The sequence below is a fragment of the Kitasatospora sp. NPDC059673 genome, assembly GCF_042734215.1.
Classification (GTDB): domain Bacteria; phylum Actinomycetota; class Actinomycetes; order Streptomycetales; family Streptomycetaceae; genus Kitasatospora.
Genome location: NZ_JBHWEN010000012.1, coordinates 152,502 through 172,553, shown reverse-complemented (window position 1 = coordinate 172,553; position 20,052 = coordinate 152,502). Strand labels below are relative to the sequence as shown.

The following is a 20,052-nucleotide window of genomic DNA, read 5'->3' as shown; positions in this document are numbered from 1 at the left end:
CAGGACAACGCGCGACCACCCCTCCAGGCCACGGCCTCCCTTACGGCAAGCCATGGCATTTCATGGCGGAACGCGGCAACTGCGTCCGTATTGTCCGCAATTGACCCGATCTCAGCCGACAACTCGCCGTGTACGCCGAGTGACTGCGGGTACTGTCGTGCCGACGCGACGGCCCTCGCACCGAGGCCGGCGCGACCGCGCCGGTACGACCTCGGAGTGCAGCATGGCAGCCACGCGGACCAGCGGGCCCCGGCCGGCGACCGTCCCCAACCAGGCGATGCGGGAGCTGCGCGGCGATCTCTCACCGAGGGAGTTCGCCACGCTGGTCCGCCGCGCCGCCCGGGAGATCGGCGAGCACGTGTCCTGCGACGCGCGCTACGTCGGGCGGGTGGAGGCCGGCGAGATCCGCTGCCCCAACTACGCCTACCAGCGGGTGTTCCGGCACATGTGGCCGGGCAAGTCGCTGGCCGACCTCGGGTTCGCCCCGCGCAAGGCGGTCCGCCGCCGCCCGCGAACCGCCGACCCGAACCCAGACCCGCACACGGCCCCGAACACCGCCCCGAACACGGACCCGAACGCGGACCCGAACGCGGACCCGCACACGACCCCGAACACGACCCCGAACACCGCCCCGAACGCGGACCCGCCCATCGGGCCGACGACCGAACCGACAAGCCACCCGGCTGCCTGCCCCACCGCGCAACCCCTCACCGATCCCCCCAGCGATCCGGCCGCCGGACCTGCCGCCCCGGTGGGCCCGCCGGACGCCTCGCATCGGCCTGACGAGGAGGACGACGTGCTTCGCCGTACGTTCCTGAACGGTTGCCCCGCCGCAGTGGCGACCGCGCTCGGCGTGAACGGGTCACCACAGCCCGCACCCACGCCCCCGACACTGCCCATCGCCCCACCGCCGGAGGAACGCCGCCGGGTCGGCGCGGCCGAGGTGCGCGGCGTCGAACAGGCGGTCCGCGACATCCGGCTGCTGGACGACGTGCAGGGCGCGGACGCCCTGTTCGAGCTGGCCGGCCAGTCGCTGCGCAGCGCCTACGTGCTGCTCAACGACGGCGCGTACAACACCGAGACCGAGCGCCGCCTGCAGTGCGGCGCGGGCGAACTCGCCATCTCGGTGGGCTGGTTGGCGCACGACTCGAACCGGCTGATGGAAGCCAGGTCGTTCTACTCGGAGGCGCTGGCGACCGCCCGGATGGCCCAGGACACCAACCTGGAGGCGCACGTGTTCAGCAACATCGCCTTCCTGGCCCGGGACTCCGGCCAGGCCCGGGAGTCGCTGCGGGCCGCCCAGGCCGGGCAGGCCGCGGCCGTCGGTCTGGGCTCGGAGCGGCTGCGCTCCTTGCTGACGCTGCGCGAGGCGAGCGCCTGGGCGCTGCTCGGCGACCGGGGGGCCTGTCACCAGGCGCTGTCCCGGGCGTACGCGCTGTTCGACCGGGGGCCGCGGGACGCCGATCCGGAGTGGATGTCCTTCTTCGGCGAGGCGGAGCTGGCCGGCCAGGAGGCGCAGTGCTGGTCGGTACTCGGCGAGTTCGAGCGGGCGAGTGTCCGGGCCGAGCAGGCGGTCGATCTGCAGCACCCGCACTTCGTCCGCAACCGGGCGCTGTACATCGCCGAGTTGGCGCACGACCGGCTGGGCCGGGGCGATCTGGCGGGCGCGGCCGTGCAGGGGGCGGAGGCGGTGGCGATGCTCGGCCAGGTCCGCTCGGCGCGGATCCGCGGCATGCTGGCGCACACCGCGGACCGCCTGCGCGGGCACTCCTCCGTCGCGGAGGTGCGGGAGTTCCTGGAGGGCTACGACAGCACTGTCGCGGCCTGACTCACCGCCGGCCCCGGCGAACGTCAGGCGTTCTCAAGGTGGCTGTGGTCGTTCCAGATCTCGACGGCGGGCAGCCCGTACTCCCAGGACAGCACGGAGAGCGAGGCGGTGCCGAGCTTGAAGCGCTGGGCGTGCTCGGGGGCGAGGCCGAGCCAGCGGGCGGTGAGGATGCGCAGCAGGTGGCCGTGCGCGAACAGCACGACCTCGCAGTCGGCGCAGTGCATCGTGGTGGTGTCGGCGTCGGGGACTCCGTGCCGCCCGTTGAGTTCGGCGAGGAAGGAGTCGACCCGGGCGGCCACCTCGGAGAGCTTCTCGCCGCCGGGGACGCCGTCGCGCCAGATCAGCCAGCCGGGCTGGTCGGTGGCGCGGATGTCGGCGCCGGTGCGGCCCTCGTACTGGCCGTAGTCCCATTCCAGCAGTTCGGGGCGGTCCACGGCGCGGTCGCCGAAACCGGCGAGTTCGGCGGTCTCGCGGGCGCGGGAGAGCGGACTGGTGTAGACGGCGGCGGTGGGCAGGCCGTGCCACGGGGAGCGGCCGAGGCGCTCACCGAGGGCGCGGGCCATGGTGCGGCCTGCGTCGGTGAGCGGGATGTCGGTGCGGCCGGTGTGCTGACCGGTGACCGACCAGGCGGTCTCGCCGTGGCGGACCAGCACGATACGGGCGGGCATGGGGGCTACCTCATTCGACGTGGGCGCGAAGGGAGCGCGAAGGGCTTCGAGGACTGCGGTGCGCGGCCGCGCCGTTGCGGACCACCGGGCCCATGATCCCCCACCGGACCGGCCGGATCGAGCGACCGGCTCCGCTTTGTCGGCACCGGATGCGAGACTGGGCCGCACCATGAACGTCTCGCACTTGGGGCAGGCTTCCCCGTCGCTGCGGCGGCTCTTCGAGCTGCGCGGCCCCGCGCCGCAGCGCAGTCTCGATGCCCGGGCCCTCGCCGCACTCGCCGCCAATCCCGGATGCCGTCGCCGCGCGCTGCTGGACGCGGCGGGGGTGGACAAGACCGCGCTGGCGCACCGGCTGGGCCGGCCCGCGCCGTTCGGCCAGTCGCCGTTCGCGATCCGCCGCGGCCTCCAGTTCGAGTCCCGGCTGAAGCAGGACGGCTACGCGGTGCTGTTGCAGCCGCTGCGCCGGCTGCTGGGGGTGCCGGAGGCGGAGGTGGCTTCGCTCGGGGTGCCGGATCTGCTGCCCTCGCAGTCCCCGGCGGTGCGCGCGGAGCGGACGCTGGCGGCGCTGGCCGAGGCGTCCGCCGATCCGGCGGCCTGGACGCTGCTGGACCATCCGATGCTGCGGCTGGAGGTGGCGGGCAGCCCGGCGTACCTGGAGCCGGACGCGGTGGTGGTGCACGGCGGCCGGTGCACCGTGGTGGAGATCAAGTCCTTTCCGGTGCTGGACGGTGCGGCCGATCCGGCGAAGGTGGGTGCGGCGGCCCGGCAGGCCGCGGTGTACGTGCTGGCCCTGCAGGAGGCGGCGGCCCGGCTGGCCGGCCGTGAGCCGTCCGCCGATCCTCCCCCAGCCTTCGGCCGGGGGTACCCCCATGCCGTGCAGGAACTGCCGGGCGCGCCGGAGTTGACGGCGCTGCTGGTCTGCCCGAAGGACTTCTCCAACCGTCCGGTCGCGGTGCCGGTCGATGTGCGGCGCGAGCTGTCCACCACCCGACGGCAGTTGTCCCGGATGACCAGGGTGGAGCAGTTGTTGGCGGCGCTTCCGGAGGGGGTGAGCTTCGACCTGGCGCGGGACGATTCGGGTGCGCCGACCCGTCCGGTGGAGGAGTTGGCCGAGGCGGTGGCGGCGGTGCCGGCCGCGTACGGTCCGGAGTGCATTTCGACCTGCGAGCTGGGTTTCCACTGCCGGGCGCAGGCCCGCTGCGCGGGTGCGGTGGAGCAGTTGGGCCGCGGGGTGCGCGGGGAGCTGGGTTCGCTGCGCACGGTGGAGGCGGCGCTGGCGGCGGCGGAGCGGGGCGTCGAGGCGGGCCTGGAGCCTTCGCTGCTGGCGGAGTTGGGCTTGGACGAGGCGTCCGAGCGGCTGGCGTACGCGGCCCGGCTGCGGGCGGAGGCCTTGGCGCTCGGGGGCGCACAGCTCGACAGCACACAGCTCGACGGCGCACAGCTCGCGGGCACGCAGCTCGGGGACGCACAGCTCGGGGGCGTGCGGTGAGCCTGCTGTCGACGCTGGCGCGGCTGGAGGCGGTGCGCGCCCAGCGGGCGGAGCCGGTGGCGACGGTGCGGCACCGTCAGCTGTCGGAGCGTCCGATGGTGCTGGTGCCGTTGGCGGCGGCGGGTGAGGCGGGTGCGCCGCTGGCGGTGCTGCTGGGCACGGACCGGGACGCGCCGCGGCTGCATCTGGTGCCGCAGCCGCTGAACCGTACGCAGCGTTCGGACTTCCTGGCGGCGATGGCGGCGGACGTGGTGCCGTACCTGGAGTCGTTCGGCGAGCAGGTGGAGCTGCTGGAGGGTTCGGAGAAGGACCCGGTGAGCGGCGAGAAGGTGCCGGTGGTGCGGGAGTTGTGCCTGGACGCGCCGCAGCTGATCGTGCCGAACGCGGCGGGGGTGGCGCATCTGGCGTTGCTGGGGCGTTCGACCCGGTTCCGCCGGACGGCCCAGGACCCGGATCCGGGCGAGTATCCGGCGCCGACCCAAGTCCCGTTGCTGGGGCGGTGGTTGACGCATCTGACGGACCGGGCGCAGGTGCCGGGTTCGTCGATGCTGCTGGCGATGACTGGTCTGTTGGCGCGGCACTGGGCGACGGGGCAGTCGAACCTGGAGGACCAGCACCTGGCGGCCCGGCTGGCCTGGCACCTGCCGCCGGCGGGCCTGGAGCCGGCGGTGACGGGTGCGGCGGCTGCGGAGTGGGTGGAGTCGGCGCGCGACGCGGACGGTCTGCTGGTGCATCCGCCGGCCGGTCCGGCGACGGATCCGCGGTTCGACGAGCACGTCCTGGCCCCGGCGATCCTGCGGCACGACGCCGCGGTGGCGGTGCGGGAGCGGGCCGAGGCCGCGCGGGACGGTGCGGAGTCGCAGCGGGCGGCGGGGCTGGTCGAGCGGGCCCGGGCGGAGCTGGCCCGGGTGCTGCTGGCGGCGACGCTGCCGACCTGGCACGACGTGTGGCGCGGGCTGGATCTGCTGCGGGAGCTGCCGCCGGCCGGTCATCTGGCGGACCGCTGGGAGGGCGACCGCTGGTCGTTCACCATGCACCGGGACCGGGTGGCGGCGGGTGAGCCGCCGCAGCCGCGCCGGGACGACGCGGTGACGGCGGCCCGCAAGCTGGCGCAGCGCGAGCGGGAGCAGGCGAAGCTGGAGATCCAGGAGGCGCTGGACGATCCGCTGGCGATGGCGGAGCGCCGGCTGGCGGGCGAGGCGTTCGCCGGCGAGGTGGTGGACGTGGTGCCGGAGTGGTCCGAGGGCCGTTCGCCGAAGCCGCGTCCGCTGCTGGTGGTGCGCACGGGCGACCGTCCGCACGCGGATCCGGGCCGTGAGGTGTACCGGGCGCACGCGGAGCCGGCGCAGCGGGCGGAGGTGGTTTCGTCGGCGCCGGGCGAGGTGGTGGTGCGGCTGCTGTCGGGCATGGGCCGGCGGAAGGATCCGGAGCCGGGCAGTGTGCCGGAGGTGGGCAGCCAGGTGGTGTTCACGCTGTTCGAGCTGACGCCGCGCCAGTCGGCGCCGTTGCCGGAGCCGGCGGACACTCCGTGGACGCACGGCGGTCCGCCGGTGGTCGGCGAGGATTCACCGGCCGGTTCGGACGAGTGGGAATGACGTGCGGATGAGTTTCTCTGGAGAGCTGGTGACCGACCCTCAGGATGCGGCGGCGACGGGCGCGTTGTCGCCGGGCGAGGCCGCGGACCGGGCCGTGGCGGGGATTCTGGACGCGGTCGTGCGGCCGCGGCCGGGTGCCCCGCGCGGGGTGGTGGTGGATTCGCCGCCGGGTGCGGGCAAGTCGACGCTGGTGGTGCGGGCGGCCCGGGAGCTGGTGGGTGCGGGCGAGCGGCTGATGATCGTCGCGCAGACCAACAGCCAGGTGGACGACCTGGTGGACCGCTTGGCGTCGAAGGCCCCGGACATCTCGATCGGCCGGCTGCACGCGAGCGACTCCAGGCCAGCGCCGGAGGCGCTGCGGCACGCGAATGTCACCGCGAAGGACAAGGTCGCGGACCTGCTGGAGCAGGACGTGGTGATTTCCACGGCGGCGAAGTGGCAGTGGGTGAAGACCGAGCAGCCGTGGCGGCAGGCGATCGTGGACGAGGCGTACCAGATGCGCTCGGACGCGCTGCTGGCGGTGGCCCGGCTGTTCGAGCGGGCGCTGTTCGTGGGTGATCCGGGTCAGTTGGACCCGTTCACGGTGGTGGGCACCGACCAGTGGGCGGGCCTGTCGTACGACCCGTCGAGTTCGGCGGTGGTGACGCTGCTGGCGCACAATCCGGCGATCCGGCCGCACCGGCTGCCGGTGTCCTGGCGGCTGCCGGCGTCGGCGGCGCCGTTGATCTCCTCGGCGTTCTACCCGTACACGCCGTTCCGTTCGGGCACCGGCCCGGGTGAGCGGACGCTGCGTCCGGGGGTGCGGGCGGACGGTTCGGCGGTGGACGCGGCGATCGACGAGGCGGCCGAGAGCGGGTGGGCGCTGCTGGAGTTGCCGGCCCGGCACACGGTGCGGACCGACGCGCAGGCGGTGGCGGCGGTGGCGCGGACGGTGCAGCGGCTGCTGGAGCGGGAGTTGACGGCGGTCTCGGAGCAGGGTTCGGCGCCGTTGACGGCGGGCCGGGTGGCGGTGGGGACGGCGCACCGGGACCAGGCGGCGGCGGTGCGGGCGGAGCTGGCCCGGCTGGGGGTGCCGGTGGATCCGGCGCTGGGCGAGGCGGTGACGGTGGACACCGCGAACCGCCTCCAGGGCCGGGAGTACGACGTGACGGTGGTGCTGCATCCGCTGTCGGGCCGCCCGGACGCGACGGCCTTCCACCTGGAGACGGGCCGGCTGTGTGTGCTGGCGTCCCGGCACCGGCACGCGTGCATCGTGGTGGCCCGGGCGGGCATCGCGGAGCTGTTGGACGAGCATCCGTCGACGGAGCCGGTGCAGCTGGGGGTGGCGGTGAAGTTCCCGGACGGCTGGGAGGCGAATCACGCGGTGCTGGCGCGGCTGTCCGAGCACCGGGTGCGCCTGTCCTGATGCCCCCCGGGCGCGTGTCGGGTGCCACGCGCCGGGGAGTGCGACGGGTGCCGCGCGCCGGTGCGCGGGAATAGCAACCGGGGGCGCACCGTTCCGCTACCTGCGGTCTTCGCGCGACAATGGACGACGGCCGTCTTCCCCTTCACCACCCCGGAGGTGCCCCGCCATGCCCGACTCGCACCCGCAGGCGTCCGACCAGAGCGGTACGCCGGTTCCGGCTGCCGTACCGGCCGTGCCGGGGCCTGGCGATCGGGGGCGCCGGATCCGCCCGGCCCAGTTGATCTTCGAACCGGAGGGCAAGGAGCCCGAGCCGGAGCGCTTCTTCGACCTGGAGTCGATCGCCGATCCGGCCGAACTGCTCTCCCGCTCCACCGAGTTGACGCTGGCGTTCCGCGCCGCGGCGGAGCGCGCCATGGACTTCCAGGCGATCGCCGCGGCCCAGCTCGCCGACCCGCGCCGGTTCGACGCGCTCTCCGTGGAGCAGATCGCCGAGCGCGCCGAGTGGGCGCCCGACTACGCGCTGAAGATGGTCGAGTACGGCCGCACCCTGCAGCGCCGCGGCCCGGAGGAGTAACCGCCACCAGGCCGCTGGCATATGCGGCGGGCGATGGTACGCCCTCGCCGCCGCCGGTGTGCGGTGAACGCGGTTTTCGGCGCGACTCCGGGCGTGGCAGGTCCAGGCTGGACGGGTGGACATCTGGACCTATCAATCCGTCGAGTACGTCAGTGTCGCCGGGGAGGCGTGGCTGGCCTCTGCCAGCGAGTACCCGAGCAGCATGCGCGCGCTGTGGGAGGCCCGTCCGTGGGTGCCCGCCGTCCTGCCGTGCGGCCGGGTCTTCGATGTGATCAGCATGCCGGCGGTGTTCGGCCGCCGGGTGCTCGACGAGCTGTGGGCGTCCGGCCCCGGCTGCGGCCCGGTGGCCGGCTTCCGCGGCCGCACCCTGCTGTTCGCGCAGCCGGGCACGGCGGCCCGGCTGCGCACCCTGCTGGCCTGGGAGGAGTGGGCCCGGGACGTTCCGCCGCTGCTCTGCCACGGCATCGGCGACGCGGTGACCGTCCCCCCGGTGCAGCGGGCGATGGACTCCACCGACCTGGCCGGCGGCCGCTGGATCGTCGCCCCGGACACCCGGGAGCCCTGGCTGCCGGGCGCGTCCGTGGTGCTGTGGGCCTGCGTCCGCGCCGCCCGCGCCCGCACCCCCCGGGAGGCGGGCGACCTGCTGCCGAATGCCCGCTGAACCCCCGGTGCCCGGCAGGCGGCACTCCGGCCGGAAACGGATTTGGGCTCCGGCGCCGGCCGCTGCTAAAGTCTTCCACGTCAGCAGGCGCCGCTAGCTCAGTTGGTTAGAGCAGCTGACTCTTAATCAGCGGGTCCGGGGTTCGAGTCCCTGGCGGCGCACAGACGGTCGAAGGCCCCTCGCGAAAGCGGGGGGCCTTCGGCGTTTCCCCGAGCAGGGTCTCGATCGTGTGATCGGTCCGGCCATGTCCCCGTACGGGTCCGCTCGTTGAGGAGTCCGACGAGACGGAAGACACGCAACTAAGTGGGATCTAAAGATCGTCTTAGGAGAAATAGGACATAGGTCCCTAACATCTGACAAGTCGATCGATCAAGCTGGCGAGGTTCATGTCATCGCCCGAGCGAGCAGCCCGTCCGGGGCCTGCGGGAAGGTCTCCGTTGCCTCGAAAGCCCCGTGAACGCACGAAACGAACCGGCTGGCGCCGGCTGATACCCACCTGGCGGATGACGCTGGTCGGCCTGGCCGCCTCAGTGCTGCTGGGAATCGGTCTGTTCGCCCTGGGAGTCGCCCTGGTCAAGGTGCCGGACGCGCACGCCCAGGCCACCGCCCAGTCGAACACCTGGCTGTACTCCGACGGCTCGCTGCTGGCCCGCACCGGGCAGACCAACCGGCAGAACGTGCCACTGGACAAGGTCTCCAAGGACGCGCAGCACGCCGCGCTGGCCGCCGAGGACCGCAACTTCTACTCGGAGGGCGCGGTCAACTTCAAGGGCATGGCCCGCGCCGCCTTCAACACCGCCTCCGGGGGCGCCACCCAGGGTGGTTCGACGATCACCCAGCAGTACGTGAAGAACGCGTACCTGAACCAGAAGCAGACCATCAGCCGCAAGGTGAAGGAAGTCTTCATCGCGTTCAAGGTGGACGCCACCCAGAGCAAGGACGAGATCCTCTCCTCCTACCTGAACACCTCGTACTACGGGCGCGGCGCGTACGGCATCCAGGCCGCCGCACAGGCCTACTTCGGGGTGGACGCCAGCCAGCTGAACGCCGCCCAGGGCGCGTACCTGGCGACCCTGCTGAACGCGCCCAGCGCGTACGACGTGTCCTCGGCCACCGAGAACGGCAAGCAGAAGGCGATGGCGCGCTGGAACTACGTGCTCGACGGCATGGTGACGAAGAACTGGCTGGGCGCCGAGGAGCGCAAGCAGCTGACCTTCCCGGAAGTGCAGTCGCCGAAGTCCGCGCCGGGCCTGTCGGGGCAGGCCGGCTACCTGGTGGCCGCCGCCACCTCGTACCTGACCGACAACAACATCGTCAGTGACGCCCAGCTCGCCCAGGGCGGCTACACCATCACGCTGACCGTGGACTCCAAGAAGCAGCAGCAGCTGCAGGACGCGGTGCAGGCCCAGCTCATCGACAACCTGAAGCCGGACAGCCGCAAGGTGGACGCGGCCGCGCAGGCCGGCGCGGTGTCGGTCGACCCGAAGACCGGTCAGGTGGTGGCGCTGTACGGCGGCACCGACGCCACCAAGCACTGGATCGACAACGCCACCCGCACCGACTACCAGGCCGGCTCCACCTTCAAGGCGATCGCGCTGGCCGCCGCCCTGGACTCCGGGGCGCGCACCCAGTACGGCGACCGGATCAGCGCCGACACCATCTACGACGGCACCAACCGGCGGGCCGTGCGCGGCGCCAAGGGCGTGCCCTACGCGCCGCCGAACGAGGGTGAGCGCTCGTACGGTCAGATAAGCCTTCAGCAGGCCACCGACTGGTCGGTGAACTCGGTGTTCGCGCAGCTCGCCCAGGACACCGGGCTGGAGAAGGTCCGCTCCACCGCGGTGGCGCTCGGCCTGCCCGCCGACACCCCGGGCCTGAAGGCCGTCCCGTCGATCCCGCTGGGCTCGGCCAGCCCCAGCGTGCTGGAACTCGCCGGCGTGTACGCCGCGCTCGACAACGACGGCCAGCAGATCACCCCGTGGCTGGTGAAGTCGCTGGAGTCCGGCGGCGAGCAGGTCTCGCTGCCCGAGCACAAGGCCACCCAGGCGATCTCCAAGAACGCCGCCCGCAGCACCACCGCGATCCTCCAGGGCGTCATCGACGACCAGGGCGGCACCGGCTACCGGGCCGCCGCGCTGGGCCGCCCGGCGGCCGGCAAGACCGGCACCACCGACGACTCCAAGTCGGTCTGGTTCGCCGGCTACACGCCCGAACTGACCACCGTGGTCGGCCTGTTCGGCCAGGACCCGACCACCGGCAAGCAGGTCACCCTGGACGGGGTCGGCGGCGCGGGCAGCGCGGCCGGCGGCAAGTTCCCGGCGCAGATCTGGACGGCCTACATGAAGTCCGCGCTGGCCGGGCAGCCGGTCAGCTCCTTCTCCGGCCCGGCCCGGACGCCGTCCACCACCGTCCCGTCCGCGCCGTCCGGGTCCGCCTCGCCCAGCCAGAGCCCGTCCACCTCGGACGGCGTGAGCTCGGCGCCGTCCCCGTCCGCCGGCGGGAGCACCGGCGACGGCAACGGCAGCCCGAGCTCGCCGCCCACCGACGGCACCGGCAACGGCAACGGCGGACAGCCGCGGCCCAGCCGCAGCCCGTCGGCCAAGCCCAGCGGGGGCCCCAGCTCGCCGCCCGCGCCGAGCAGTTCCCCGGGCACCGGCGGCACCGGCGGACTGCTCGGGACTCAGGACCAACCTGCGGGATAGCACCTTACGGCGGAGGGGTCCGGGCTGACACAATGCGGCGATGCACAGCAGCTCGGACCCCTCCGCCATGTCGCTCGACCCGCGCCCGGCGCCCGATCTCCCCCTGACGGAACACCGCTCCTCCCCCACCCCGACCCGCCGCACCGCCAAGCTGGGCCTGGTGCTGGCACTGGTCTCCGCGGTCGCCTTCGGCGGGTCCGGGACAGCGGCCAAACCGCTGATCGAAGCCGGGCTGTCCCCCACCCACACGGTCTGGCTGCGGGTCGCCGGAGCGGCCCTGGTGCTGCTGCCCCTCGCCTGGAAGCACCGCGACGCGGTGCGGCGCCGACCCGGCCTGCTGATCGGCTTCGGCCTGCTCGCCGTCGCCGGCGTCCAGGCCTGCTACTTCGCGGCGATCTCCCGCATCCCGATCAGCGTGGCCATGCTGATCGAATACCTGGGCCCGCCGCTGCTGCTCGCCTACGTCCGATTCGTGCAGCGCCGCTCCGTCTCCCGCCGGGAGATGGCCGGCGCGGGCGTCGCGGTGGCGGGCCTCGCCTGCGTCGTCGAGGTCTGGCACGGCCTCTCCTTCAACCCGCTCGGCGTCCTCTTCGCCCTCGGCGCGGCCTGCTGCCAGGTCGGCTACTTCGTCCTCGCCGACGCCGGCCGCGACGGCGAGGGCCCCGTCGACCCCCTGGCCGTCTCCGCGTACGGCCTACTGATCGGCGCGATCCTGCTCACCGCCTTCACCCGCCCCTGGACCGCCGACTGGTCACTGCTCACCCGCTCCGTCACCATGAACGGCCACCAGCTCCCCGCGCTCGTCCCCGCCCTCTGGATGATCCTGATCGCCACCGTCCTCGCCTACCTCACCGGCATCGCCTCGGTGCAGCACCTCTCCCCACCCGTCGCCGGCGTCATCGCCAACCTCGAAGCCGTGGTCGCCACCGTCCTCGCCTGGGTCCTGCTCGGCGAACACCTCGGCGTCCCCCAACTCGCCGGCGGCACCCTCGTCCTGGCCGGCGCCTTCGCCGCCCAATCAGCCTCCTCGGCCAAGCGCTGACGGCTGCCGCAACCACCAGCGCCCACCGGACCGCCAGCCACCCCACCCACCCGACCCCGGCAAGGCCGTCCGGCAGCGGCCCCCGGCGTTGCCGGCGTCAGGCCGGGAGGGTCTGGCGGTAGGGGGCGAGGGCATGGACCCCCAACTCCGCAGCCCCCCGCCGGAGGCATCCCCCGCCCAAAGGCCGCACGCCGCGCGAAGCCCCCGAACTCCGCCCGGCCACCCGCCGGAGGCGTTGCCGGCGTCAGGCCGGGAGGGTCTGGCGGTAGGGGGCGAGGGCATGGCCCCGAACTCCGCAGCCCCCGCCGGAGGCATCCCCCGCCCAAAGGCCGCACGCCGCGCGAAGCCCCCGAACTCCGCCCGGCCACCCGCCGAAGGCGTTGCCGGCGTCAGGCCGGGAGGGTCTGGCGGTAGGGGGCGAGGGCATGGACCCCCAACTCCGCAGCCCCCCGCCGGAGGCATCCCCCGCCCAAAGGCCGCACGCCGCGCGAAGCCCCCGAACTCCGCCCGGCCACCCGCCGAAGGCGTTGCCGGCGTCAGGCCGGGAGGGTCTGGCGGTGGGGGGCGAGAGCGGGGCCGGTGGTGGTGGGGATGAACTCGGTGATGCGGTATTCGGTGGCGTTGCCCTGGCTGAAGGGGTCGGTGGCGACCAGGGCCTCGATGGCGTCCCGGCTCTCGGCGACGGCGATGATGACGCCGCCGTCTCGGGGAACCTTGCGGCCGGAGGCGAGGAAGGTGCCGGTCGCGTAGTGCTGCTCCAGCCAGGCGACGTGGGCGGGCAGCAGCGCGTCGATGCGCTCCAGCGGGGCGGTGTAGGTCAGCTCAAGAATGAACACCCGATCATCCTAGGATGCGGCGGCACCGGGCCGGATCAGGCCCGACTCGTAGGCCGCGGTCATCAGTTGGGCCCGGTCCCGGGCGGTGAGTTTCTGGAGCAGCCGCCCGAGGTGGGTCTTCGCGGTGGACAGGCTGACGTGCAGGCGGGCCGCGATCTCCTCGTTGGAGAGGCCGAAGCCCGACCAGGACGAGCACCTCCCGTTCGCGTTCGGTGGTCCCGGCGAGCGCCGCCGGGACCACCGCGGAGGCGGGGCGGCGGGTGTACTCCTCGATCAGCCGTCGCGTCACCCGGGGTGCCGGCAGCGCCTGCCCGGCGGCCACCACCCGTACCGCTTCCAGGAGTTCGGCCGGCCGGGTGTCCTTGTGCAGGAACCCGGCCGCGCCCGCGCGGAGCGCCGCGAACGCGTAGTCGTCCAGGTCGAAGGTGGTCAGCACCAGAAACGCCGCCTGCGTCGTCCTGCTGCCCACCGGCCGCCGGCTGGCGGACCTGTACGACTCCAGCGGGCTGCCCGGCTGCGCCCGGACGTGCCGCTGCCGGGCGCCTGGGTGGTGTTGGTGCGGACGCTGGGCGCCGACGGCCGGCCGTTCACGCCGACCGCCCCCGAGGTGTGCGGGCCGTCCGCCGCCCCGCCGAGCGGTGCCTGGACGCGATCGACGCGATGCACCTGTCGCAGCGCGTCGCGTGTCAGCCGGCCGGGCGCTACTGGGCGTTCCAGTGGGCGGAGACCGGGGCGCCGGTGCTGCTGTCGGCGGCCGTCGTGGCGGGCTGCGCCGTCCGGCTGCGACACGGCGTGCCGACCTGACGGGCGGTCAGCGGCCGGTCCAGCCGAACCAGGTGAAGTGGTTGAGGGGCCAGACCACGGCGGCGGTCGGGCCGACCACGTTGTCGACGGGGACGGCGCCGCCGGCCGGGCCGTCGCGGTGGTAGCGGGAGTCGGCGGAGTCGCTGCGGTGGTCGCCCTCGACCCAGACGTGGCCGGCGGGGACGGTGATGGGGCCGAAGTCCAGGCCGGCGCAGGAGTCGTCGCCGGGGTGCAGGTAGGGCTCGGAGACGGGCTGGCCGTCGACGCTGAGGGTGGTGCCGCGGCAGGCGACGGTCTGGCCGCCGGTGGCGATGACCCGCTTGACCAGGTAGTCGTCGCCGGGTGGCAGCAGGCCGATCGCGCTGAGGCCGGAGTGGACGGCGCCGGTGAAGGCGTTGCTGTCCTTCGGGGCGGGCGGCAGCCAGCCGCCCGGGTCCTTGAAGACCACGGGCTCGCCCGGTTCGGGCTTCCAACCGGTGAGCGGGGCAAGCTTGTTGACCGCGACCCGGTCGCCGACCTGCAGGGTGTTCTCCATGGAGCCGGACGGGATGGAGAACATCTGGAACAGGCAGGACTTGATCACCACCGCGACCACCAGGCCGACGGCGATCATCACGGGCAGTTCCACGTACCAGGGCCGGCGCCTGCGCCAGCCCTGCTCCTGCGTCGTGGTCTCCTCGGTCACCGCAACCGACACCGACACCGCCTCCTTACGAGGAACAGCACGCTAACCCGCGCGCCGGGCGGGAGGAAATCCGGCCCTTACGCGGACCGGACACACCCGTTCAGTTCTCGGGGCGGCCGCTGTCGCCGGCGATCGCCTCGTGATGCCTGATCACCTCGGCGATGATGAAGTTCAGGAACTTCTCGGCGAACACCGGGTCGAGGTGGGCGCTGACGGCCAGTTCGCGCAGCCGCGCGATCTGCCGGCGCTCCCGCTCCGGGTCGGCGGGCGGCAGCCGGTGCTCGGCCTTGAGGCGGCCGACCTGCTGGGTGGCCTTGAAGCGCTCGGCGAGCATGTGGACGACGGCGGCGTCGATGTTGTCGATCGACTCGCGCAGGCGGGTCAGCTCCGCCCGCACGGCACCGTCGATCTCCGCCGAGGAGGTCTCCGCCGGGGAGGTGGTGGGCTGGTCCGTCATGGGGGCGGCTCCGATGCGGGTGCGGGTGGGCTCCGGGCGCGGCGGGGTGCGGCGGACGGGCCGTCCCGGGCGCGGGCGAACGGCCAATCTAACAGGGCAAACCCGTCGCTTTCGCCCTGATCACCGCCGCGTTCCGCGATGTGGGACGGCTCCCGGACAACCCCCCGGACAGCCTCCCGGACGGCCACCGGATGCCCCCCGGGCGCGGCGGCGCGCCGTTCGCCCACCGGGCGGCGGTGCGCGCCGTAGGCTGGGCGGGCCGCGGCCGCAAGTGCGGTCGTGGGTGGAGCAGTTCGACCGGCAGTTCCCCCAACAGGAGGTACCTGATCGTGGCAACGACCCGCATCGCGCACACCGAGTGGGAGGGCAACCTGCTCGACGGCAAGGGCCTGGTGACCTTCGACTCCTCGGGCATCGGCGAGTACCCGGTGTCCTGGCCGTCCCGGGCCGAGGCGGCCAACGGGAAGACCAGCCCGGAGGAGCTGATCGCGGCCGCGCACTCGGCGTGCTTCTCGATGGCGCTCTCGCACGGCCTGGCCGGTGCGGGCACCCCGCCGGAGAAGCTGACCACCACGGCGAACGTGACCTTCCAGCCGGGCACCGGCATCACCGGCATCCACCTGACCGTGATCGGCACCGTCCCGGGCCTGGACGAGGCGGGCTTCGTGAAGGCCGCCGAGGACGCGAAGGCGAACTGCCCGGTCAGCCAGGCGCTCACCGGCACCACCATCACGCTCAGCGCCACCCTCGGCTGACCTGCCCCGACCTGCCCTCCGTCACGGCGGGTAAGCAGGGGCGTACGCCCCCGGCGTGCACCGAATCCGGTGCCCGCCGGGGGTCTCGCACGTAATGTCGGGTCACATCTGCGGGCATTTCAACCAAATCGTCCCGCCGCCGGTCGCGCACAGTTACACCGGCGGCCTATGATCGGCGGACGTGGCCCGAGGCCGCCGACAGCTCCCCGGTCGCCGGCCGGGGTCCGGCGGACGGAGCGGGGCCGCGGGCCGGTCTCCGCCCGCAATGGGTGTCGGCCGTGAGTCAGTGGCAGCAGCGGACGGGAGCGTGCCGTGCCGGGCCGGAACGTCGGGGCCGACGCACACCATCGGGGTGGGCGGCCCGAAGCGCCGCACCCGCAGAGCGGTGCGCACTCCGCCGGGGTGGCCGAGGGCCCGCCCCAGACCTGCGCCGCCTGCGGCAGTTCGCTGAGCGCCGACGCGGTGCACCTGGCCGACGCGCTGCGGGCCAGCGAGTCGCGTTTCCGCGCCGCGTTCTCCGACGCCGGCTTCGGCATGGCGCTGATCGACGCCGACGACCTGGTGATCGAGGGCAATCCGGCGTTCGCGGCCATGCTCGGCCGGAAGACCGCCGAGCTGCCCGGCATGCACATCCACCGGATCATCGACCCCGAGGACCCGTCCCGGAAGCGCTACCGCGAAGTGGTGCGCGGCGAACGCGACCGGATGCGCACCGAGAAACGCCTCAAGCACCGCAGCGGGCGCGAGGTCTGGGGCCGGGTCACCGTCTCGCTGATCCGCGACGGGGCCGGCCACCCGTACTACACGCTGGTCATGGTCGAGGACATCACCGAGCAGCGACAGCTCGGCGACCGGCTCGCCTACCAGGCGCTGCACGACCCGCTGACCAGGCTGCCCAACCGGGCGCTGTTCTACGAGCGCCTCGAGGCGGCGTTCAAGCCGGACGGGCAGGCCGGGCCGGGCGTCCGGGACGGCGAGCGCCGGATCGGTCTGTGCTACGTCGACCTGGACGGGTTCGCCGCCATCAACGAGACCCTCGGCCACCACATCGGCGACCAGCTGCTGGTCGCCGTCGCCGCCCGGCTGGAGCACGGATTCGGCGACGGCGAAGGCCAGTTGGTGGCCCGTCTCGGCGGCGACGAGTTCGCCGTGCTGGTCACCGACAGCGGCGGCGACCAGCAGCTCACCCACCTCGCGGCCGGGCTGATGGACGCCCTGGAGCGGCCCTTCGAGGTGGCCGGCCACCGCCTGACGGTGACCGCCTCGATCGGCGTGGTGGAGCGCCCGGTACGCGGCTCCACCCCGACCGACCTGATCCGCGACGCCGACTCCACCCTGTACTGGTCGAAGGCCGACGGCCGCGCCCGCTGGACGCTGTACGACCGCGACCGCGGCGCCGACCAGCTGACCAGGCACCTGCTGGCGACGGCACTGCGCCCGGCCGTGGAGCGCGGCGAGTTCACCGTCGAGTACCAGCCGCTGGTGGGCCTGACGGACGGCACGGTGCACGGTGCGGAGTCCCTGGTGCGCTGGCGCCACCCCCGCTACGGGCTGCTGTCGCCGGACCGTTTCATCCCGCTCGCCGAGGAGTCCGGGGCGATCGTGCCGCTCGGCAAGTGGGTGCTGGAGGAGTCCTGCCGTCAGGCCCGGCGCTGGCTGGCCGAGTTCCCGGACGCGGAGACCTTCGTGTCGGTCAACCTGGCGGCCCGGCAGATCTGGGACTCCGACGTGGTCGCCGATGTCGCCGAGGTGCTGGAGCGCACCGGGCTGCCCGCCCGGCTGCTGCAACTGGAGATCACCGAGAGCGCGATCCTCGGCCCGAGCGGACGCCCGCTGCAGGCACTGCAGGCGCTCGCCGAGATGGGCGTGCGGATCGCCATCGACGACTTCGGCACCGGCTACTCCAACCTCGCCTACCTGTCCCGGCTGCCGGTGCACGCGCTGAAGCTCGACGGCACCTTCATCGAGGCGTTCCGGGAGAGCTCCCCCGGCGACGGCGGACGGCGGCGCGCCGCCGACGAGCAGATCGTCGGCGCCGTCGTGCAGTTGGCGCACGCGCTGGGCCTGACCGTCACCGCCGAGGGCATCGAGAACGCCGCCCAGGCGGAGCGCCTGCGGCAGACCGGCTGCGACACCGCCCAGGGCTGGTACTTCGCCCGCCCGGGCACGGCCGAGCGGATCGCCGAGATACTGCGGGAGTGCCCCCGTTCGTGAACCGTCAGCCGGTGAGCCCGTACGCCTCGGCGATCAGCCCGTAGGACGTCAGCCGGTTCCGGTGGCCGTGGATGTGCGAGGTCACCATCAGCTCGTCCGCCCCGGTGCGCCGGCGCAGCGCCTCCAGGCCCTCGGCCACCTCGGCCGGGGTGCCGAGCACCACGTTGGCCAGCCAGGACTTTAGGAAGTCCGCCTCGGCCAGGGTGTACGGGTGCGCGGCGGCCTCCTCCGGGGTGGGGATCGGCCCGGGCCGGCCCTGGCGCAGCCGCAGCATGCCGAGGCCGGCCGAGCGGGCCAGCCACAGCGCCCGCTCGGTGCTCTCGGCGGCGACGGCGCTGACCCCGATCAGCGCGTACGGCTCGGCCAGCACCTCGGACGGGCGGAAGGTGTCCCGGTACAGGTCGAGCGCGGGCACCGTGTTGGCCGCGCTGAAGTGGTGCGCGAAGGCGAACGGCAGGCCGAGCCCGGCGGAGAGCTGCGCGGAGAAGCCGGAGGAACCGAGCAGCCAGATCGGCGGGCGGGCGGCCGAACGCGGCACCGCCTCCAGGCGGGCGTACGGGTGGCCGTCGGGGAAGTCGCCGTCCAGGAAGTGGGTGAGTTCGGCGAGTTGACGGGGGAAGTCCTCGGCGCCGTCGGCCAGGCCGCGGCGCAGCGCCCGGGCGGTGGCCTGGTCGGTGCCGGGGGCGCGGCCGAGGCCGAGGTCGATCCGGCCGGGGTGCAGGGCCTCCAGCAGGCCGAACTGTTCGGCGACGGAGAGCGGGGCGTGGTTGGGGAGCATCACGCCGCCGGAGCCGAGCCGCAGGGTGCTGGTGTGCGCGCCGAGGTGGGCGAGCAGCACGGCGGGCACCGAGGAGGCGACGCCGGGCATGCCGTGGTGCTCGGCGACCCAGAACCGGTGGTAGCCCCAGCTCTCGGCGCTGCGGGCGAGTTCGGTGGTGGCGGCGAGTGCCTCGCCGGCGGTGTGGCCGGTGCCGACGGTGGCGAGGTCCAGGATGGAGAGCGGGGCGGGGGCGGTGCCGGCCGCCCGGCCGCGGATCCGGTCGTCCTCGCCGGGGTGCTGTTCGGTCGGCTCCGGTGCGCTGCTCATGCGGTGCGTCCTCCTGGTGCCCCGGCCGGGCGCCCGGGCGTTCGTCGGAGCACAACCCGCCGGCCGGCCGGGCTGTTCCCGCCGCCCGCCGCGAATGTGCCGGCCTCCGATCGGCTGGCGAGTTCGCGCCAGCGCGGGAAGTCGCCAGCCGGAAGGATCGAGCCGGGCCCGGGGGATGCGGCAGGCTGGTGCATCGCGGCGGAGAACCTACCGGCTCCGCGCATTCGCACGGATCGGCGGGCTCGACCAGCTCCGCCGGTCCTCCCCGGGCCCCCGCAGCGGCACCCCGCCGGGGGCTCTCAGCATTCCCGGACGCGTGTGCGACATGCCACACGGGGGTGCTTCAGGTGATGAAAGGTGTCCGCGCTAGCGTTGACCCTCGTTGCAGCTGCCTCTCCCCCGGGCGGGCTGGAGGGAGAGAACCTTGGACGCCAACGCCGTCATCGCACCGGCGTGGTACTGCGCCGTCGCTCTGGTCGCGGTGCTCGGCGACGCCTTCCTGCCGTTCCTGCCCAGCGGGACGCTGGTGATCCTGGCCGTGCTGAAGACCGGCCAGATGGGCGGCTCGCCGCTGCCGCTGGCCGCGGGCGTGGCGGTGTCGTCCTTCCTCGGCGACATCCTGCTGCTCAACCTGGCCCGGCGCGGCGCGCCCGCGGTCAACCGGCGGCTGGCGCGCCGCCCCCGGCTGGCGGCCAACGTGAGCCGGGTGCAGCGGGCGCTGACCGCCCGCACCACCAGCCGGACGGCGGCGGCGATCGTGATCGTGGCGCGCTTCGTCCCCGCCGGGCGGACGGTGCTGGACCTGGCGGTCGGTCACTCCCCGCACCGGCCATGGACCTTCCTGCGCTGGTCGGCGGTGTCCGCGGTGGTGTGGGCGGCGTACATCGTCAGCCTCGGCTGGCTGAACCTGCACTGGTTCGACACCGAGTGGCTGAGCCTGGCGATCTCCAGCCTGGCGGCGACGGCGATCAGCACCCTGGTGGTCCAACTGGTGCGACGGCGCCGCCGCCTGGCCGTACTGGTCGAGGGCGAACTCGTCTAGGGTCTGTGTCCCAGGACGGCAACAGGACGGCCCTGGCGGGAGCCGGGCGAACCCGGCCCGCGTGGTGACCGGTTGAGGGCGGGCGGCGTTGGACCGCCCGTCCCGGGCATGCCATCCTTGGATGGCGAAACCGTCAAATTGTCCGAGTTTGCCAGAAGTTGACCATCCGGAGCCGCGGCCGGCGTCCGGATCTTCTTCTGGCCGGGCC

General features: G+C 73.7%; 17 protein-coding genes, 1 tRNA gene and 1 pseudogene. 13 read left to right on the top strand and 6 right to left on the bottom strand.

Going from position 1 to position 20,052, the window contains the following annotated elements:
* Positions 1-223 precede the first annotated feature (223 nt).
* Complete coding sequence (locus tag ACFV18_RS16770) at positions 224-1,828, top strand: tetratricopeptide repeat protein (RefSeq protein WP_380483737.1); 1,605 nt, start codon at positions 224-226, stop codon at positions 1,826-1,828.
* Positions 1,829-1,851: 23 nt separating this feature from the next.
* Here the strand turns inward: ACFV18_RS16770 and ACFV18_RS16765 are convergent, their stop codons facing one another.
* Positions 1,852-2,496, bottom strand: coding sequence for a histidine phosphatase family protein (locus ACFV18_RS16765; RefSeq protein ID WP_380483735.1), 645 nt, complete (start codon positions 2,494-2,496; stop codon positions 1,852-1,854).
* A 169-nt stretch (positions 2,497-2,665) separates the two neighbouring features.
* Between ACFV18_RS16765 and ACFV18_RS16760 the strand changes: the two genes are divergently transcribed.
* The 8 genes from ACFV18_RS16760 to ACFV18_RS16725 all read left to right on the top strand — a co-directional run bounded on the left by ACFV18_RS16760 (position 2,666) and on the right by ACFV18_RS16725 (position 11,964).
* Entirely contained in the window at positions 2,666-3,985 is a 1,320-nt protein-coding gene (locus ACFV18_RS16760; protein ID WP_380483732.1) for a hypothetical protein, read from the top strand.
* The gene (locus ACFV18_RS16755) at positions 3,982-5,580 is read left to right on the top strand and encodes a hypothetical protein (protein ID WP_380483730.1); all 1,599 of its coding nucleotides are present in this window, start codon (positions 3,982-3,984) and stop codon (positions 5,578-5,580) included. The genes ACFV18_RS16760 and ACFV18_RS16755 overlap by 4 nt, the downstream gene beginning before the upstream one ends.
* Before the next feature lie 28 nt (positions 5,581-5,608).
* Positions 5,609-6,985 carry an AAA domain-containing protein gene (locus ACFV18_RS16750; protein WP_380483728.1) on the top strand — a complete coding sequence of 459 codons (1,377 nt, stop codon included), beginning with the start codon at positions 5,609-5,611 and terminating at the stop codon, positions 6,983-6,985.
* Between the two features lie 166 nt (positions 6,986-7,151).
* Positions 7,152-7,559 (top strand): hypothetical protein, encoded by a 408-nt coding sequence (locus ACFV18_RS16745; RefSeq protein ID WP_380483726.1) that lies wholly within the window; start codon positions 7,152-7,154, stop codon positions 7,557-7,559.
* A 115-nt stretch (positions 7,560-7,674) separates the two neighbouring features.
* A complete protein-coding gene (locus ACFV18_RS16740) occupies positions 7,675-8,220 on the top strand; it encodes a bifunctional DNA primase/polymerase (protein ID WP_380483724.1) in 546 nt (181 codons plus the stop codon).
* 87 nt (positions 8,221-8,307) lie between these two features.
* Positions 8,308-8,381: transfer RNA gene (locus ACFV18_RS16735), tRNA-Lys, on the top strand.
* A 342-nt stretch (positions 8,382-8,723) separates the two neighbouring features.
* Positions 8,724-10,922 carry a transglycosylase domain-containing protein gene (locus ACFV18_RS16730; RefSeq protein ID WP_380483722.1) on the top strand — a complete coding sequence of 733 codons (2,199 nt, stop codon included), beginning with the start codon at positions 8,724-8,726 and terminating at the stop codon, positions 10,920-10,922.
* 103 nt (positions 10,923-11,025) lie between these two features.
* Entirely contained in the window at positions 11,026-11,964 is a 939-nt protein-coding gene (locus tag ACFV18_RS16725) for a DMT family transporter (protein WP_380483810.1), read from the top strand.
* A 536-nt stretch (positions 11,965-12,500) separates the two neighbouring features.
* Here the strand turns inward: ACFV18_RS16725 and ACFV18_RS16720 are convergent.
* Together ACFV18_RS16720 and ACFV18_RS16715 are read right to left on the bottom strand one after the other, a co-directional pair.
* Positions 12,501-12,800, bottom strand: coding sequence for a YciI family protein (locus ACFV18_RS16720; RefSeq protein ID WP_380483720.1), 300 nt, complete (start codon positions 12,798-12,800; stop codon positions 12,501-12,503).
* A 9-nt stretch (positions 12,801-12,809) separates the two neighbouring features.
* Positions 12,810-13,239: pseudogene (locus ACFV18_RS16715) on the bottom strand (response regulator transcription factor); the annotation flags it as partial.
* Between the two features lie 170 nt (positions 13,240-13,409).
* On the opposite strand from ACFV18_RS16715, the gene ACFV18_RS16710 reads away from it, so the two are divergent.
* Positions 13,410-13,604: a hypothetical protein gene (locus ACFV18_RS16710; RefSeq protein ID WP_380483718.1), complete on the top strand. Its 195-nt coding sequence runs from the start codon at positions 13,410-13,412 to the stop codon at positions 13,602-13,604.
* Between the two features lie 7 nt (positions 13,605-13,611).
* Here the strand turns inward: ACFV18_RS16710 and lepB are convergent, their stop codons facing one another.
* Positions 13,612-14,301: a signal peptidase I gene (gene lepB, locus ACFV18_RS16705; RefSeq protein WP_380483716.1), complete on the bottom strand. Its 690-nt coding sequence runs from the start codon at positions 14,299-14,301 to the stop codon at positions 13,612-13,614.
* An 88-nt stretch (positions 14,302-14,389) separates the two neighbouring features.
* On the bottom strand, positions 14,390-14,746 hold the full coding sequence (locus tag ACFV18_RS16700) for a chorismate mutase (protein WP_380483714.1): 357 nt from the start codon (positions 14,744-14,746) through the stop codon (positions 14,390-14,392).
* A gap of 329 nt (positions 14,747-15,075) precedes the next feature.
* Here ACFV18_RS16700 and ACFV18_RS16695 point away from each other — a divergent pair, with 329 nt between their 5' ends.
* Positions 15,076-15,501 (top strand): OsmC family protein, encoded by a 426-nt coding sequence (locus tag ACFV18_RS16695; protein WP_380483712.1) that lies wholly within the window; start codon positions 15,076-15,078, stop codon positions 15,499-15,501.
* A 312-nt stretch (positions 15,502-15,813) separates the two neighbouring features.
* The gene (locus ACFV18_RS16690) at positions 15,814-17,715 is read left to right on the top strand and encodes a putative bifunctional diguanylate cyclase/phosphodiesterase (protein ID WP_380483710.1); all 1,902 of its coding nucleotides are present in this window, start codon (positions 15,814-15,816) and stop codon (positions 17,713-17,715) included.
* 4 nt (positions 17,716-17,719) lie between these two features.
* Here the strand turns inward: ACFV18_RS16690 and ACFV18_RS16685 are convergent, their stop codons facing one another.
* On the bottom strand, positions 17,720-18,802 hold the full coding sequence (locus ACFV18_RS16685; protein WP_380483708.1) for an LLM class flavin-dependent oxidoreductase: 1,083 nt from the start codon (positions 18,800-18,802) through the stop codon (positions 17,720-17,722).
* Between the two features lie 424 nt (positions 18,803-19,226).
* Here ACFV18_RS16685 and ACFV18_RS16680 point away from each other — a divergent pair, with 424 nt between their 5' ends.
* The gene (locus ACFV18_RS16680; RefSeq protein WP_380483707.1) at positions 19,227-19,844 is read left to right on the top strand and encodes a DedA family protein; all 618 of its coding nucleotides are present in this window, start codon (positions 19,227-19,229) and stop codon (positions 19,842-19,844) included.
* The last annotated feature ends 208 nt before the right edge of the window (positions 19,845-20,052 follow it).